15 protein-coding genes are annotated in these 16,477 nt (G+C 70.4%); 5 read left to right on the top strand and 10 right to left on the bottom strand.

Features of this window, described 5'->3' with window-relative positions; genetic code table 11:
- Positions 1-836 precede the first annotated feature (836 nt).
- A complete protein-coding gene (locus ACK4JY_RS11170) occupies positions 837-3,119 on the top strand; it encodes an NADP-dependent malic enzyme (RefSeq protein ID WP_409605677.1) in 2,283 nt (760 codons plus the stop codon).
- A 28-nt stretch (positions 3,120-3,147) separates the two neighbouring features.
- Here ACK4JY_RS11170 and ACK4JY_RS11165 read toward each other — a convergent pair whose 3' ends face one another.
- From ACK4JY_RS11165 to rsmI, 7 genes are all read right to left on the bottom strand, one after another.
- Complete coding sequence (locus ACK4JY_RS11165; protein WP_409605675.1) at positions 3,148-4,893, bottom strand: AmpG family muropeptide MFS transporter; 1,746 nt, start codon at positions 4,891-4,893, stop codon at positions 3,148-3,150.
- A gap of 34 nt (positions 4,894-4,927) precedes the next feature.
- Positions 4,928-6,475: a response regulator gene (locus tag ACK4JY_RS11160; protein ID WP_409605673.1), complete on the bottom strand. Its 1,548-nt coding sequence runs from the start codon at positions 6,473-6,475 to the stop codon at positions 4,928-4,930.
- 81 nt (positions 6,476-6,556) lie between these two features.
- Positions 6,557-8,143 carry a YifB family Mg chelatase-like AAA ATPase gene (locus ACK4JY_RS11155; RefSeq protein ID WP_409605671.1) on the bottom strand — a complete coding sequence of 529 codons (1,587 nt, stop codon included), beginning with the start codon at positions 8,141-8,143 and terminating at the stop codon, positions 6,557-6,559.
- Between the two features lie 62 nt (positions 8,144-8,205).
- On the bottom strand, positions 8,206-9,162 hold the full coding sequence (gene gshB / locus ACK4JY_RS11150; RefSeq protein ID WP_409605669.1) for a glutathione synthase: 957 nt from the start codon (positions 9,160-9,162) through the stop codon (positions 8,206-8,208).
- 77 nt (positions 9,163-9,239) lie between these two features.
- Positions 9,240-10,055, bottom strand: coding sequence for a SirB1 family protein (locus ACK4JY_RS11145; protein ID WP_409605667.1), 816 nt, complete (start codon positions 10,053-10,055; stop codon positions 9,240-9,242).
- Entirely contained in the window at positions 10,045-10,491 is a 447-nt protein-coding gene (locus tag ACK4JY_RS11140) for a YraN family protein (RefSeq protein WP_409605665.1), read from the bottom strand. The genes ACK4JY_RS11145 and ACK4JY_RS11140 overlap by 11 nt, the downstream gene beginning before the upstream one ends.
- Positions 10,488-11,360: a 16S rRNA (cytidine(1402)-2'-O)-methyltransferase gene (gene rsmI / locus ACK4JY_RS11135; RefSeq protein WP_409605663.1), complete on the bottom strand. Its 873-nt coding sequence runs from the start codon at positions 11,358-11,360 to the stop codon at positions 10,488-10,490. The genes ACK4JY_RS11140 and rsmI overlap by 4 nt, the downstream gene beginning before the upstream one ends.
- A 176-nt stretch (positions 11,361-11,536) precedes the next feature.
- Between rsmI and ACK4JY_RS11130 the strand changes: the two genes are divergently transcribed.
- On the top strand, positions 11,537-11,692 hold the full coding sequence (locus ACK4JY_RS11130) for a hypothetical protein (protein WP_409605661.1): 156 nt from the start codon (positions 11,537-11,539) through the stop codon (positions 11,690-11,692).
- Here ACK4JY_RS11130 and hemW read toward each other — a convergent pair.
- Positions 11,681-12,844 carry a radical SAM family heme chaperone HemW gene (gene hemW, locus ACK4JY_RS11125; RefSeq protein ID WP_409605659.1) on the bottom strand — a complete coding sequence of 388 codons (1,164 nt, stop codon included), beginning with the start codon at positions 12,842-12,844 and terminating at the stop codon, positions 11,681-11,683. The genes ACK4JY_RS11130 and hemW overlap by 12 nt on opposite strands.
- Positions 12,837-13,439, bottom strand: a complete 603-nt coding sequence (rdgB, locus tag ACK4JY_RS11120; RefSeq protein WP_409605657.1) for an RdgB/HAM1 family non-canonical purine NTP pyrophosphatase — start codon at positions 13,437-13,439, stop codon at positions 12,837-12,839. The genes hemW and rdgB overlap by 8 nt, the downstream gene beginning before the upstream one ends.
- Before the next feature lie 487 nt (positions 13,440-13,926).
- Here rdgB and ACK4JY_RS11115 point away from each other — a divergent pair, with 487 nt between their 5' ends.
- From ACK4JY_RS11115 to ACK4JY_RS11105, 3 genes are all read left to right on the top strand, one after another.
- On the top strand, positions 13,927-14,499 hold the full coding sequence (locus ACK4JY_RS11115; protein WP_409605655.1) for a DUF2975 domain-containing protein: 573 nt from the start codon (positions 13,927-13,929) through the stop codon (positions 14,497-14,499).
- A 61-nt stretch (positions 14,500-14,560) separates the two neighbouring features.
- Positions 14,561-14,821 (top strand): helix-turn-helix domain-containing protein, encoded by a 261-nt coding sequence (locus ACK4JY_RS11110; RefSeq protein ID WP_409605653.1) that lies wholly within the window; start codon positions 14,561-14,563, stop codon positions 14,819-14,821.
- Positions 14,818-15,363 (top strand): Smr/MutS family protein, encoded by a 546-nt coding sequence (locus ACK4JY_RS11105; RefSeq protein WP_409605651.1) that lies wholly within the window; start codon positions 14,818-14,820, stop codon positions 15,361-15,363. The genes ACK4JY_RS11110 and ACK4JY_RS11105 overlap by 4 nt, the downstream gene beginning before the upstream one ends.
- Here the strand turns inward: ACK4JY_RS11105 and ACK4JY_RS11100 are convergent.
- Positions 15,360-16,379 (bottom strand): adenosine kinase, encoded by a 1,020-nt coding sequence (locus ACK4JY_RS11100; protein WP_409605649.1) that lies wholly within the window; start codon positions 16,377-16,379, stop codon positions 15,360-15,362. The two genes, ACK4JY_RS11105 and ACK4JY_RS11100, sit on opposite strands and share 4 nt — an antisense overlap.
- Positions 16,380-16,477 lie beyond the last annotated feature (98 nt).

Genomic DNA, 16,477 nt, shown 5'->3' with positions numbered 1-16,477 from the left:
GGCCGATGGGGAGGACAGATCGCGTAGCGATCAGGAGGGGGCGGCTCCGTCAGATGTTGGTTCGCGCCGGACTCCCTGACCGCCGGCGCCGCCCCCTCCTGATCGTCGCTGGCGCGCCGATCTGTCCTCCCCATTCGCCTTCGCGAATGGAGAGGTGACCCCGTGACGCTGTGCTTACATTCCGCGAAATTATAGTCTAGTTATCAAAATATTCCCCAGCACAATCAGCCACATAACCTTTTCTCAAACCGTTTTGTCTGTACTAGGGCCGGCCTCCCTTACAATGCCCTTCATCCCGTCGCGGGGGAGGGCGTCTGGCGCCAGGGCCAACCGCGTGCGGCGGGTGTGATCGTTGCGGGACGCCGGGCGTCGCCTTCACGGGCGCGCACGGCGGAACTGGACCATCCTGCGGGACGGGTTGCTCCCCCCTGCGGCATGGAAAGGGACTGTCCTCCGGTTTGAAACGGAGGAGCCCAGGGGCCTTGGCCGCTCCTGCCCGCCCGGGCTTAGTTTCGAAAGGGCCTAAAGGGTGAAGGCCGCGGGGCCGAAAATTGGCAAGACCCGCACCGCCCTGAGATGCCCGCCCTGAAGCGCTCGGAAGCCACGATCACGGCGGAGCGCAGGCGTTCAGCCGAAAACACATCACGGTCCCCGTAACGCGAAAGCAGGGGACCACATCGGTTCCGGGCCGAACGCCCGCGCTCCGCCGTCCTCCCCAACCGTTTGGCGACAAGCGGCGCAGAGTCGTGCCCGCTTGTCCCCCCGCCGGTTGTCCCCTTGCCTCCCACGGCCTAGGAACAACCCCGACCCGACCCCTGCGGAAACCTTCGCCGACCATGCCCGACCTGACCGACAAACAGACCTTCTCCGACGAGGACGCGCTGGAATTCCACCGCACCCCGACGCCGGGGAAGATCTCCATGGCCCCGACCAAGCCGATGGCGACCCAGCGCGACCTGTCGCTGGCCTATTCGCCGGGCGTGGCCGTGCCGGTCCTCGCCATCGCCGCCGATATCGACAAGGCCTATGACTATACGTCCAAGGGCAATCTGGTCGCCGTCATCTCCAACGGCACCGCCATCCTCGGCCTCGGCGACCTCGGCCACATGGCCTCCAAGCCGGTGATGGAGGGCAAATGCGTCCTCTTCAAACGCTTCGCCGACGTCGACAGCTTCGACGTCGAGGTCAAGACCACCGACCCGGACGAGTTCGTCACCGTGGTCAAGAACATCGGCGACACCTGGGGCGGCATCAATCTGGAGGACATCAAGTCCCCCGAGTGCTTCGAGATCGAGGCGCAGCTGCAGGATCTGCTGGACATCCCGGTCTTTCACGACGACCAGCACGGCACGGCCATCATCTCGACCGCCGCCCTGATCAACGCCGCCCATATCGCCGGCAAGAAGCTGGAGGATCTGCGGGTCGTCCTGTCGGGCGCCGGCGCCGCCGGCCTGAGCTCGATCGCCCTGATGAAGGCCGCCGGCGTCCGGCTCGAAAACACCATCATCTGCGATCGCCAGGGCGTCATCTATCACGGCCGCGACAACGTCTCCCAGTGGCAGGCCGCCCACGCCGTCGACACCCCGCTGCGCACCCTGGCCGAGGCCATGGTCGGCGCCGACGTGGTGCTGGGCCTGTCGGCCAAGGGCGCCATCACGAAGGAGATGGTCGCCTCCATGGCGCCCGATCCGATCATCTTCGCCATGGCCAACCCCGACCCGGAGATCACCCCGGAAGACGTGGCCTCGGTCCGCTCCGACGCCATCATGGCCACCGGCCGGTCGGACTACGTCAACCAGGTCAACAACGTCCTCGGCTTCCCCTACATCTTCCGCGGCGCCCTCGACGTGCGCGCCCGTCGCGTCAATCACGAGATGAAGATCGCCTGCGCCCGGGCCCTGGCCGCCCTCGCCCGCGAGGACGTGCCGGACGAGGTCGCCGCCGCCTATCGCGGCCGCAAGCTGAAATTCGGCCGCGACTACATCATCCCGACGCCCTTCGACCCGCGCCTGATCTGGTACATCCCGCCCTTCGTCGCCCAGGCGGCGATGGACACCGGCGTGGCCCGCAAGCCGATCGAGGACATGGACGCCTACCGCACCGAGTTGCGCTCGCGGCTCGATCCGTCCGCCGCCCTGATGCAGAACATCTCGGGCGCCGTGCGCGCCGCCCCCAACAAGCGGGTGGTGTTCGCCGAGGGCGAGGAAACCGCCGTGATCCGCGCGGCCTGGGGCTTCAAACAGGCCGAGCTGGGCACGCCGATCCTGCTGGGCCGCGAGGATCTGATCCGTCAGAACGCCGCCGAGGCCGGTCTCAACTTCGACGAAATGGCTATCGAGATCGTCAACGCCCGCGTCAGCGAACACAATGACGACTACACCGACTGGCTGTACGCCCGGCTGCAACGGCGCGGCTATCTGCGCCGCGACGTGCAGCGGATGATCAACCAGGACCGCAACTATTTCGGCGCCGCCCTCGTCGCCCGCGGTCAGGCCGACGCCATGGTCACCGGCGTCACCCGCAATTTCAACATGGTGCTGAAGGAGGTCCGCCGCGTCCTCGACGTCAAAGAGCGGATGATCGGGCTGTCGATCCTGCTGGCCAAGGGCCGCACCCTGTTCGTCGCCGACACCTCGATCCACGAACTGCCGAACGCCGAGGAGCTGGCCGAGATCGCCATCCAGGCCGCCGCCACCGTGCGCAATCTGGGCAAGACGCCGCGCGTCGCCTTCCTCAGCTATTCGACCTTCGGCAACCCCCCGGGCGACCGCGGCGAGAAGGTGCGCGAGGCCATCCGCATCCTCGACCAGCGCGGCGTCGATTTCGAGTACGAGGGCGAGATGCCGCCCGAACTGGCGCTCGATCCCGAGGCCCGCTCGGCCTATCCCTTCATGCGCCTGACCGGCCACGCCAACGTCCTGGTCATGCCGGCGATCCATTCCGCCGTCATCTCGACGCGGCTGGTGCAGCAGCTGGGCGGCGCGACGGTCATCGGCCCGCTGCTGGTCGGGCTCGAGAAGTCGGTCCAGATCGTCTCGCTCGGCGCCTCGGTCAGCGAAATCATCACCGCCGCCACCTTCGCCGCCTATGACGAGGGGGCGATCGGCGAGGAGGGGTGATCTGTCGGGTCTTTGACATTGTAGACGATCAGGACGGCTGGGCCTCGGTCGCCTCGATCTCGGCTTCCGCCTTCTGACGCGCCTGCAACCCGGTCTGCTTGCGCGCCACGATGAAGGCGAGGACCACGGCGAAGACGCCGATCACGGTCGAGTAGAGGAAGAAGACGACATAGCCCGCCCCCAGCGCCGCCGGCGTCACCCCGCTGGCCGCCGCGCCCTCGACCAGCGACCCTGCCGGCAAGTCGCCGAACAGGCCTCTGAGGGAGCCGAACAGGCCGCCGCCTTCGGCGGCGCGGGCCGATCCCTCGACGATCCGCCCCGACTGCGAGGCGATCAGCTTCCCGGGCAGGCCGTAAAGGGAGCTGAACAGCGCGTACTGGGTCGCCGTGAACCCGAGCGACGTCAGGCTGGACATGTAGGCGATCAGCGCGGTGCCGGCGAAACCGGTCGCGGCATTGTCGATGCCGATGGCGACGAACAGGGCGCCGAGGTCCGGGCCCTGAACCGCCAGCCAGGCGAACACCAGATTTGACAGCGGGCTCATGAAGGCCCCGATGACCATGGTGCGGATCAGCCCCAGCTTGGCCACAGCCCACCCGGCGAGAAAGACGCCGAAGGTCGTGGCGAAGACGCCGAACACCTTGCGCACCTCGGCCACTTCGGTCTTGTCGAAGCCGAGGTCGAGGTAGAACGGGTTCATGATGTTGAGCACGAAATCAGCGAGGCGGTAGACGCAGATCAGGGCCAGGATCAGCGTCGCCACCCCGGCGAAGCGGCGGTAGAAATCCTTCAGCGGCTCGCCGAACGATCCGGCCAGATAGGCCCCCGGGCGGGTCGGCGCCCGCGGGATCGGCCAGCAAGCCAGCACCAGCAGCGCCAGCCCGCCGAAGGTCGCGGCGACCTGGATATAGACCCCTTCCGGCTTGGCCGCCCAGACGGCCTTCAGCGCCTCGGCGCCGGCCTCGGACAGGCCCACCAGACGCAGACCGCCCGCCAGCATGTCGGCCGCGCCGGTCAGGCCCGAGCCGATGATCAGGGCCGCGACGATGATGATCACCAGTCTGACGATCCACTCCAGCACCTCGAGCGGCGGGCGCGACGGCACGTCGCCGACCGGGATGGCCCGGATGGCGTGAGCCTTCTCCCGCGGTGCGAACAGGGCGGCGGCGATGCCGATGCCCATCAACGCCGCCATCACGGCGTAGGAGACATTCCAGTTGTAGAGGTCGGCGAGGATCAGGGGCAGGGCCCCGGCCAGGATCTGGGCGAAGCGGTAGCCCAGCTGGTAGGCCGCCGCCATGGCGCCGTGGCGGGTGTCGTCGGCGACCTCGATCCGCCATGCATCGATGACGATGTCCTGGGTGGCGCCGAACACGCCGGTCATCACCGCGAACAGCGCCACCGACCCCAAAGAGCTGGACGGGTTCTGGCCCGAGATCGACCAGAGGCCAAACACGACCATCGCCTGGGTCACCACCATCCACGATCGACGATGGCCCAGCCATTTGGTCAGCACCGGAATCGTCGTCCGGTCGACCAGCGGGGCCCAGATGAATTTGAGCGTATAGCTCAGGGTCGCCAGACCGAAGAAGCCGATGACTTCCAGCGACAGGCCGTCCTCGCGGAGCCACGCCGACAGGGTGTCGAAGATGAGCAGGAACGGCAGGCCGGCCGAAAAGCCGAGCAGCAGCATGATGAACACGCGCCGCTCGCCATAGACGGCGAGACCTCCGAGCCCTCGCGCAGGTTTGGCGGGCGGTGTGCTGTCGGTCATGGGCGTCTCTCGTGCGACGCCCCCCGGCGTCCGTCTATGCGACGGCGACCTTGGCGCGGTCCGCGCTCTTCGTCCAGCGGGCCAGTGAGGCGCGCAGGGCGTCCAGCTCCAGCGGCTTGACCAGATGATCGTCCATCCCCGCCTCCAGACAGGCGCGGCGGTCCTCGGCGAAGGCGTTGGCGGTCAGGGCCACGATCGGCGTCTCGTCGCCGCGGGCGCGGATGGCGCGGGCGGCGCTGGGCCCGTCCATGCCCGGCATCCGCATATCCATGAAGACCAGGTCATAGCGGGCCCGCTTCAGCGCATCCAGCGCCTCATGGCCGCTGGCGGCGGTCTCGACCGCGCAGCCCTCGCGCTTCAGCAGGGTCGAGGCCAGCAGGGCGCCGACCGGATTGTCCTCGACCAGCAGCACGCGGATGCCCGAAAACCGGGTCAGGGCGACGCGGTCGTCCTCGGGCGGCGGCGGCGGCGGTCCGGGCTGCATCGTCAACTGGGCGCCCGAGGCGGCCAGCACCCGCTCGGCCACGGAGGCGCGTCGCAGCGGCTTGATCAGATAGCCGTGGAAGCCGGCCGAGCGGTAGCGGGCGATCAGGTCGCGTTCCGACGGCTTCAGCAGCACGATGGCGCGGCCGTGCCCCGACCGGGGCACGAGGCCATGACCGGCCGGGCGGGCGGCGGGGGCGGTCAGCACCACCGGCGCCTTGTCGGCGATCGAGCCGCCCGAGGCCTCGACCTGGGCGACGGCGGCGGCGCGCACGAACGGATCCGGACTGACCACCGCGACGGTTTGGCCGGTCAACGACCGTGAGCCGCGCTCGGGCGCGTCCTTGACCGCCGGGAAGGCGGCCTCGAAGCGGAAGCGGGCGCCGGGGCCGTCGGGGCGATCGCCGACGCTGACCGCGCCGCCCATGGCGTGGGCCAGCTTGCGCACCACCGCCAGCCCCAGACCGGCGCCACCGAAGCGGCTGGCGTCGGTGGCGTCGACGTGGCCGAACTCCTCGAAGATGCGGCCGCGAGCCTCGACCGGCACGCCCGGCCCGGTGTCGTCGACGATGAAGGCCAGCCTCGGCGCCTTCACCGAGCCGCCCGAACGCTCGACCGAGATGCGGACGCCGCCAGTCTCGACGAATTTAACCGCATTGCCAGCCAGGTTGAACAGCACCTGCCGCAGCCGGCCCTCGTCGGCCATGATGTCGACAGCCTCGGGCGCGACCGACCAGGCGATCTCCAGCCCCTTGTCGTGCGCCTTCGGGCTCAGCAGTTCGGCGACCCCGCGCACCAGAGCCTCCAAATCGACCGGTGAGGAGTCGAACTCCAGCCGGTCGGCCTCGAGCCGGGCGTAGTCGAGCAGGTCATTGACCAGACCCAGCAGGTGTTCGGCGGAGGACCGGGCGGCCTCGGCATAGGCCCTCTGGGCGCCGTCCAGCCGCGTCCGCGACAACAGGCCCAGCATGCCGATGACGCCGTTCAGCGGCGTGCGCATCTCGTGGCTCATCAGGCGGAGGAACTGATGCTCGGCGCCCTCGGGGACAGGGCCCTCAGCGGGGGTCGTTTCCGGAACCGCCTTCGTCTTGCGCGTCATCGTCGTTCCCTCTGGAAGGGCGATCATGGCGCACGAGGTCTTAAGGCTGTTTCAAGCGGGTCGGTTAAGGAAGTCTGGCCGTCACCAGGCCGGGGTCTCACTGCGCTGACCGGCCTGCCGGTCGAAATCTGCATGGGCCCCGATGGTCGAGCGGCGGTGCACCAAGGCCTCGGCGATATGCCGGCGCAGCACCCCGTCGCAACCGTCGAGGTCGGCGATGGTGCGGGCCAACCGCAGGGTGCGCGTCCAGCCCCGGGCGGTCAGGCCGCCGGCCTCCCCGGCCCGCATCAGCAAAGCGCGCCCGGCCTCGTCCGGGGTGGCGAAGCGATCCAGGGTCTCGCCCGAGGCGCGGGCGTTGACGGCCTGGTCACGGGCCGTGTCGGGGTCGATGCCGGCCGCGCGCAAGCGATCCTCCTGCAGGGCCCGGGCGGCGAACACCCGGGCCGAGGCCTCGGCCGTACCCTCGGCCGGGGGTGGCAGGGCCATGTCGGACGCGGTGACCGGCGGCGTCTCCACCGTCAGGTCGATGCGGTCGAACATCGGACCGGAGATGCGGTTCTGATAGTCGCGCTGGCAGCGCGGGGCCTTGCCGCACGCGCCCTTGCCGCCGCCGCCGAGGCCGCAACGGCACGGGTTCATCGCCGCCACCAGCTGGAACCGGGCCGGATAGCGGACGTGGGCGTTGGCCCGGGCGACCACGATCTCGCCGGTCTCGAGCGGCTGACGCAGGGAGTCGAGGGCCTGGGCGCTGTACTCGGGCAGTTCGTCGAGGAACAGCACGCCATTGTGCGCCAGCGAGGCCTCGCCCGGCTTGGCCCTCAGGCCGCCGCCGGTCAGGGCCGCCATGGAGGCCGAGTGGTGCGGCGAGCGGAACGGCCGGTCGCGGGTCAGGGCCCCGCGCTCGATCAGCCCCGCCACCGACCAGACCATCGAGGTCTCGAGCAACTCCTTGGGCGTCAGCGGCGGCAGCAGGCCCGGCAGGCGAGCGGCCATCATCGACTTGCCCGAGCCGGGCGGGCCGACGAACAGCAGATTGTGCCCGCCAGCCGCGGCGATCTCCAGCGCCCGCTTGGCGCTTTCCTGTCCCTTGACCTCGCGCAGGTCCGGCACGCGCTCGCCGGAGCGCATCGCCCCGGGCTCGGGCCGGCGCAACACCTGGACGCCCCTGAAGTGATTGACCAGGCCGATCAGCGAGCGCGGCGCGAGCACCGCCACCTCGCCTGCCCACGCCGCCTCGGGCCCGTTGGCCTCGGGGCAGATCAGCCCCAGACCCATGGCGTCGACCGCCACGGCGGCCGGCAGGGTCCCGCCGACCGGCGCGATCTGCCCGTCCAGCCCCAGCTCGCCGACGGCGGCCCAGCCGGCAAGGGCGTCGGCCGGGATGACCCCCATCGAGGCCAGCAGAGCGAGGGCGATCGGCAGGTCGAAATGGCTGCCTTCCTTGGGCAGGTCGGCCGGGGCGAGATTGGCGATGATCCGCTTGGACGGCATGGCCAGGCCGATGCCGGCGAAGGCCCCGCGCACCCGTTCCCGGCTCTCGGCCACCGCCTTGTCGGCGAGGCCGACGATGGTGAAGGACGGCTGGTCACTGGACAGCTGCTGGACCTGGACGTCGACGCGCCGGGCGTCGACGCCCTCGAACGCCACCGTGACGACGCTGGCCACCATCGACCCCTCCCGCTATCCGCGAGAGAACGAACCATGAACCGACAACTTTTGCAAGAGCGTCGTTATCCGGCGGCGGTCACCGCCCGCTTGCGCTCAATCACGTCCCACATCAACGCCGCCGCATCGACGCCGGTGAACCGCTTCAGCTGCTGCGCGCCGGTCGGCGAGGTGACGTTGATCTCTGTCAGCCAGTCGCCGATCACGTCGATACCGACGAAGATGAGGCCGCGCCGCTTCAGCTCGGGGCCGATGGCGGCGCAGATTTCACGGTCCCGCTCGGTCAGTTCGACCGGCGCCGCGGTGCCGCCGACGTGCAGGTTCGAACGCACCGCGCCCTCGGCCGGCACGCGGTTGATCGCCCCGACCGGCTCGCCGTCGACCAGCAGGATGCGCTTGTCGCCCTTCGACACCGCGGGGAGGAATTTCTGGATCACCAGCGGGTCGCGCGAACCGACGGCGTGGATCTCGACCAGGGCCTCGAGGTTGGGGTCGTCGGCCTTCAGCCGCACCACGCCCGAGCCGCCGGCGCCGTGCAGCGGCTTGAGCACGACATCGCCGTGGCGACGGTGGAAGTCGGCGAGGGCGACCACGTCCGAACTGATCAGCGTCGGCGGGGTCAGGCCGGGGAAGCGGGTGACCAGCAGCTTCTCGGGCGCCGAGCGCACCTCGGCCGGGTCGTTCACCACCAGTGTCCCGGGATGCACCAGTTCGAGCAGATAGGTGGCGGTGACATAGGCCATGTCGAACGGCGGGTCCTGCCGCATCAGGATGACGTCGACATCCCCGGCCAGGTCCAGCTTGATCTCATCGCCAAAGCTGACGTGGTCGCCGGCGTTGCGACGCAGGGTGATGGGCCGGGCGCGGCAGAACAGCCGCCCGTCCTCCAGCGCCAGGGTCCGGAAGTCATAGACCCACACCGGATAGCCCCGGTTCTGGGCCTCCAGGGCTTGCAGGAAGGTGGTGTCGGATTCGATGTCGACCGCCTCGATGGGGTCCATCTGGATCGCGACTCTGAGCATGCCTTGTCCTTCCGCGTGGGGGAGCCTTGGCTAATGGGCAGTGGCGCGGGCCAGCGCAAGCCTGCGGGGCGGACCGCCTAGTTCAGCTGCAGCCGCACCCGGTCGACCGAAATCCGGCGATGCGCCTCGGTCGGATCGTCCAGAGAGCGGGCGCGCGACAGGGCTTCGAGCGCCCCGGCGAGCGCCCCCTGTTTCTCGCGCGCGGCGGCGACGTCCAGCCACGGACGGTGGTCCTCGGGATCGAGCAGGGCGCGGCGCAGGGCCGAGCGTTCGGCGCCCTCGAAATCCTGGGCGCGGATGGCGCGGCTGAACAGCACGTTCTGCAGCCGGACGAGGGCTTGCCGGTCGCTGACGGGGGCCATCAGCACATCGAGGCGGTCCGCCACGTGCGGGGTCAGCCCGGCCCGCAGCGCCCGCCGGGTCAGTTCGGAGGGCAGCACCAGCCGGCCCTGGCTGAACGGATCCAGCGCCACCGGCCCCTCGGACGTCTCGACCCGCAGCAGGAAATGGCCCGGGAAGTCGACGCCCTGGGCCTTCACCCCGGCCCGCCGCGCCGCGTCCAGATAGAAGATGGCCAGGGTCGCCGACAGGCCGCGCCGGCGCTCGGCCACATCGATGACATCGGTGTTGCCGGGGTGGTCATAGTTCAGAAGGTCGCCGTTCAACCTCAGATCGGAGGCCATGGTCTCGGCCAGGGCCTCGTCGGGCCCCTCGCCGCTGACGCGCTCCGCCAGTCGTTCGGCCGCGTTATTGGCCAGGGTCCGCGCCGGTTCGGGGTCGCGGAACGGATAGTCATGGATGGCGCAGGCGATCGCCGCCTCGAGCAGGGGAAAGTCCCCGTCGCCGGCCTGGCCCGCCTCCGTCAGCACGCTTTCGGCATCGTCACGAGTCACGCCCGCTCCCTCCCGAACGGCCAATGCCGCGACGATGGCGCGGAAGTCGGCCCGGGGCCAGCGCCACCATGTCGATCCGCAGCAGATGCCCGGCCAAGCTGGGTCTTTGGCGCAACACCGCCCGACCGGCGGCCAGCAGCCGGTCGTACTGTTTCGCCGTGAGGGCGGTGAGCGCGAGTTCGAGGGTGGCGCGGTGTTTGACCTCGACCACCGCCAGAGTGCGACCGCGCCGGGCGAGGATGTCGATCTCCCCGGCCCGGGTCTTCAGCCGGAACCCCAGCACCTGATAGCCGCGGCTCATCAGCAGGGCTGCGGCGATCCATTCGGACCGATGACCCAGCCGATGCGACAGGGCCCCGAGCGCCACCCGCCAGCCGCGCTTGGCCACCACGACCCTCGGCGCCTTCACGCGGGCCGGGGGCGGGGCCCGGGTCACCGGCCCTGCAGCTCCAGCGCCCGCCTGTACAGCGGCTTGCGCGGCAGGTTCAGCGCCTTCGACACCTCGGCCGCCGCCTCGCCGGGCGGCAACCGGGTCATGGCCTCGGCCAAGGCCGCGTCGGCGTCGGCCTCCGAGGCCGCCTCCGCCTCGCCCGGGCCGATCACGACGACGATTTCGCCCTTCGGACCCTGACAGCGCGGATCGACGGCCAGTTCGGCCAGCGTGCCGCGCACGCACTCCTCGTACATCTTGGTCAGCTCGCGGGCGACCGCGGCGGGGCGCGGTCCCAGCACGGCGGCCATGTCGGCGAGGCTGTCGGCGAGGCGGGGGCCGCTTTCGAAGAAGACCAGAGTCTGGCGGCCGGTGCGCAGCTCCTCCAGCGCCGTCCGCCGCGCGCCAGACTTCGGCGGCAGGAAGCCGGCGAACAGCACCCGGTCCGCCGGCAGGCCGGCGATGCAAAGCGCCGCCAGCAGGCTGGACGCGCCCGGGATCGGATGGACCGGCAGGCCCTCGGCGATCACCGCCCGGGCGACGACGAAACCGGGATCGCTGACCAGCGGCGTGCCGGCGTCGGACACCAGCGCCACCACCGCCCCCTCGCGCAGCCGCGCGATGGCCAGCTCCGCCGCCCGAGCCGAGGCGTGGTCGTCGCACCGCTCCAGCTTCGCCTTGAGCCCATAGGCCGACAGAAGCTTGCCGGTCACGCGGGTATCCTCGGCCAGCACCAGATCGGCGGCGGCCAGCACGTCCAGCGCCCGCAGCGTCATGTCGCGCAGATTTCCGATCGGCGTCGCCACCAGATAGAGGCCGGACGCGACCGGGCGCGGCGGCGGGGCGGTCGGGGGAAAGGCGGACGGATCGGGCATCGGCGGGACCGTGCCAGCCGGGCGGGGCGCACTCAAGGCCGGATGGCGCACGCCGGCGCCGCCGGGTCCCGGAACCCGGCGCCCCCGCTGGGTGTTCAGCGGCCATGTCAGACAAGACGCCGAATCCCCAAGATCCCCGCCAAGGCCCCCTGGACCCCGCAGCCGGGGACGGCGTCGTGATCGTCAAGGACCCGCCGAACGCCGAGATGCAGATGACGCCGGACGAGGCCGACATATCCGGCATCCGCATGCTCGACGCGGCGGAGGAGGCTCGCAAGCCGCGACATGCCCGCAACGCCAAACCGGAAATCCCCCCGGCCTCAGACCAGTAGGGCCTTCAGCACGCTGTCCAACACGGGGCGACCTCTCGCGGTGGCGATGATCCGTCCCCCCTTTGGCTGAAGGAAACCGCCGTCGATCAGCTCGGCGAGCGGCCCTTGTTCAACGGACCGGTCCAGCGTCGACAGATCCGCGACCCCGGCGCCCTCCACGGTGCGCAGACCCAGCAGCACACGCTCTTCGGCCGCCGCGCCCGGGTCTTGCCCCACCCGCTCGACCCAGGGAGCCCCCGCCTCCACGCCGGCGATATAGGTCGCGATCCCCCGGTGGGCGACCGTCGCCGTGCGCACGCCTTCCAGCGTCAGGCGCCCATGCGCGCCCGGGCCGACGCCGACATAGTCGTCGCCGCGCCAGACATGGAGGTTGTGGGTCGACCGCGCCGCCACGCCCCGGGCGTGGTTGGACACTTCATAGGCCTCAAACCCCGCCGTCTCGAGCACCGCCTGGGTGGTCTCGTACAGGGCGGCGCCGGCGTCTTCGTCGGGCGGCGTCCAGACGCCCCGCGCCACGGCCCGGCCGAAGGCGGTCGCCGGCTCTATGGTCAGCTGATAGGGCGAGATGTGCTCGAAGCCGAGCTCCAGCGCCTCGGTCAGCTCGGCGGTCCAGCCCCGGACCGTCTGGCCCGGGCGGGCGTAGATCAGGTCGATCGACAGGCGGCCGAACGCCCGACCCGCCACGGAGACGGCCCGGCGCGCCTCGTCCGCCGAATGGTTGCGACCGAGGAAGGCCAGCGCCGCATCGTCGAGCGCTTGCACCCCCATCGACAGCCGGTTGACCCCGGCGGCGGCGAGGGCCGCGAACCGGTCGGCCTCGGCGTCGGTGGGGTTTGCCTCGAGCGAAATCTCTACCGGACCGGCGACCGGGAACAGGGCGTGCGCCCGCTCGATCACCGCCGCCACCGCCCCGGGAGCCATCAGCGACGGGGTGCCGCCGCCGAAGAAGATCGACGCCAGCCGACGGGGCCCCGTCAGCGCCGCCTGCGCCTCCATGTCCCGGAGGATTGCCTCGACCAGCGCCGCCTGCTCCTGGCCCCGCCCCCGGTCGCGCACGACGTTGAAGTCGCAATAGGGGCAGATCCGGGCGCAATAGGGCCAGTGGACGTAGAGGGCGACGTCCGTCCCGGGATCGGGGACCGGGTCAGTCAATCAGCGCCGCCTTGAGCTTTTCGAACGCCCGGGCGCGGTGGCTGATCGAATCCTTCAGCTTCGGATCCAGTTCGCCGAAGGTCTGGTCATAGCCGTCGGGGATGAAGATCGGGTCGTAGCCGAAACCGCGGTCGCCCCGAGGCGGGAAGGTCAGCCGGCCCTCGACCCGGCCCTCGACCACCACCGCCGGCCCGTCCGGCCAGGCCACCGCCAGGGCGGAGGTGAACCACGCCCGGCGATCGTCCGAGCCGATCTCCTCCAAACGTTCCTCGACCTTGCGCATGGCGAGGGCGAAATCCTTCTCCGGCCCGGCCCAGCGGGCGGAAAATATGCCGGGCGCGCCGTCCAACGCCGCCACCGACAGGCCGGAGTCGTCGGCGAGGGCGACCTCCCCCGACCGGTCGGCCGCATGCCGCGCCTTGAGCAGGGCGTTGCCGACGAAGGTGGTCTCGGTCTCCTCCGGCTCGGGCAGACCGAGCGCGGCCGCCGTGACCACCACGTAATGTCCGCCCAGCAGGGCCTCGATTTCCGGCACCTTGCCCGGATTATGGGTCGCCGCCAGCAGCCGCATCCCCTTGATAAGTCTCAGCTTCATACCGATCACGCGCCCTGTAATGATCTATTGCCAAAGTTTAATATCGTTAAACGATATGTAACATGACTTACCGCAACGCACGGTCTATCTATTATCTCAAGAACGGAGGTCGCAACGTTCCCCGATACGCGCCAGACCGGCAAGATCGATGCAGCGGTACAACGAACAAGGGGCAAAAAGGCCCTCACTCAGGATCAAGAGAGAACGATAATGAACACCATGAACGCTTCCTACTTCCTCGAAAAGGTCGGCCACGGCATCCTTAACGCCTTCCTGCTCGCCGCCCTGCCGACCGCCCTGGTCACCACGCTCGTCCAAGCCCTGTGATACAGCCCTGGCCTACGGTCGCCGAGGCGACCCGGCCAACAGAATGTCTCACCGGAGCTTTGACGATCCGCATGACAAACGCGATGAATAAGACCGCGCGTGGGTTCGCCGGACCCCGCGCGGCAGTCGCGCCTGGACCTCCGGCCTGAACGAGGCCCTCATGCGATTCCCGAAGACGCCCTCGCTCGGGATCCGCGCGCCCTCCCTTCCCCGTCTGAATCTGGTCTCGATCTCGAGCGTGGCCGGCACCGCCTGCGCCGTCGCCTTCTGGGTCCTGACCATCGGCGCCCTGCTGATCCCCGCCGCCGTGATCGGTCTGAAGCTGCTGTCGCCCGACGCCATGCTGACCGCCGGCGAGGGCGCGGACGCCATCCAGTTCTCCCTGCCGTGGGCCTATGTGCTGCTCGTGGCCACCGCGGCCTTCGCCTATCTCGCCATTTCGGCGCTGATCTTCCGGCTGCTGATCCGCATCGTCGCGACCCTGCGCGTCGGCGATCCCTTCCATCCATTGAACGTCCGCCGGCTGCACCAGATCGGCGCCGCCTTCGCCTCGGTCACGCTCGGCGTCTGGGCCGGCCAGTTCCTCGTCGCCCGCTTCGTGCGCGGGGCCATGCCGGAGCCCAGCCTGTTCGACCTGATCACCCCCTCGTTCGCGGTCATTATCATCGTCGTCATCGCCGAGGTCTTCCGCGAGGGCGCGCGGCTGCGTCGCGAATCCGAGTTGACCGTCTGATGGCCGCGCGCTCACCAGATCCCACCCTTTTCGACACCCCGCGCGGCGGGTAGGAACACCCATGGCCATCCGCGTACAGCTTGACCGCATCCTGCTCGAACGGCGCATGTCGCTGACCGAGCTGGCCGACCGCGTCGGCGTCACCTTGGCCAATCTGTCGATCCTCAAGACCGGCAAGGCGCGCGCCATCCGCTTCACCACCCTGGACGCCCTGTGCCGCGAGCTGAACTGCCAGCCGGGCGACCTGCTGGTGCAGACGCCGGGCCCGCAGGACGCCGGCGCCGACGAGGACGCCGACGGGACCGCCGCCGGCGCGACATGAGCCGGCGCGACGACCTGAGCCCCGAGGACCGCCGCATCTGGGCGCGGGTCGCGGGCTCGGTGACGCCGGCTAAACCGAAGAAGGCCGTCCGCATCATTCCGGGGGCCGGCGTGACCGATCCCCCGGCCGCGCCCCTGCCGAAGGGGCCGGTGAAGGCGCGGAGCGTCCCGGTCCACTACACCCCGCCCGTCGCCGCCCCGGCCCGCCCGCGCGGCCATCCCGAGGCGCTGGAGCCGCGCCGGCAGCGCCGGCTGTCGCGCGAGCGCGATCCGATCGAGGCGCGGATCGACCTGCACGGCTATGGCCGCTTCCAGGCCCAGGACGCCCTGACCGCCTTCCTGATCGGAGCCCAGGCGCGCGGCTATCGCTCGGTGCTGGTGATCACCGGTCAGGGGCGGCGCGGCGGCAGCGGCGTGATCCGCGCCTCGGTGCATGAATGGCTGCAGGCCCCGGCCCTGCGCGGCGTGGTCTCGGGCTTCGCCGCGGCCGCCCGCCATCACGGCGGCGACGGTGCCCTGTATGTCACGATCCGGCGGCTCTAGAGGCGCAGCCCCGCCTCTTTCGCCAACACCTCCAGCGATGTCATCGGGCGCGGGCCCCAGTGGGCGATGACCTCGGCCGCCGCCAGCGAGCCGAGCTTGCCGGCGTCCTCCAGCGGCAGGCCGCGGGCGAGGCCGAGCAGGAAGCCGGCGGCGTACTGGTCGCCGGCGCCGGTGGTGTCGACCACCTTTTCGACCGGGCAGGCGGCGACCTCGACGCGTTCGGCGCCCCCCTTGCCGAACACCACCGAGCCGGCGGCGCCGCGGGTGACGGCGGCGATGTCGACAATGCGGCCCAGATGGGCGGCGGCGGCGTCAAAGTCTTCGGTCTCGAACAGGGCGGCGAGCTCGGCCTCGTTGGCGAGGACGATGTCGGCCGAGGCCTCGATGAAGGCCAGCAGTTCGGCCCGCCAGCGGTGCACCACGAAACTGTCCGACAAGGTGATGGCGACCTTGCGCCCGGCGGCGTGGGCGGCGGCGGCGGCGGCCTCGAAGGCGGCGCGGGCCGGGGCCGGATCGAACAGATAGCCCTCCAGATAGACGATGGCCGAGGCCCCGATCAGATCGGCGTCAATGTCGGCGACCGACAGCTGGTTGGCGGCGCCGAGGAAGGTGCACATGGTGCGCTGGCCGTCGGGGGTGACGTTGATCATGCAGACGCCGGTGGCGAGGCCCGAGGCGGCGCCGTCGGCCAGCGGCGGGGTCTCGAAATGGACCCCGACGGCGCGGATGTCGTGGGTGAAGACCCCGCCCAGCTGGTCGTCGGCGACCTTGCCGATATAGGCCGCGCGGCCGCCGAACGACCCGACGCCGGCGACCGTATTGCCGGCCGAGCCGCCCGAGGCCTCGACCCCGGCCTGCATCGCCGCATAGAGGGCGGCGCTGCGGTCGGCGTCGACCAGCTGCATCGAGCCGGCGGTCAGGCCTTCGGCCTCGAGGAACGAGGGATCGCACGGGGCGAGGACGTCGACGATGGCGTTGCCGACGGCGCAGACGTCATAGGTGGGGTTCTGGGTCATGGGCGTGGCCATAGCGGGCGGGGGCCGCGAAGACCAGTGCGGCAGGACCCCGGCGGCAACCTTGCGGAAGGTTCACTTGAGCGACGCGCCGGGCGGGA

It is taken from the genome of Brevundimonas sp., assembly GCF_046295595.1.
Classification (GTDB): Bacteria; Pseudomonadota; Alphaproteobacteria; order Caulobacterales; family Caulobacteraceae; genus Brevundimonas.
This window is presented reverse-complemented; position numbering and strand designations above follow the sequence as displayed.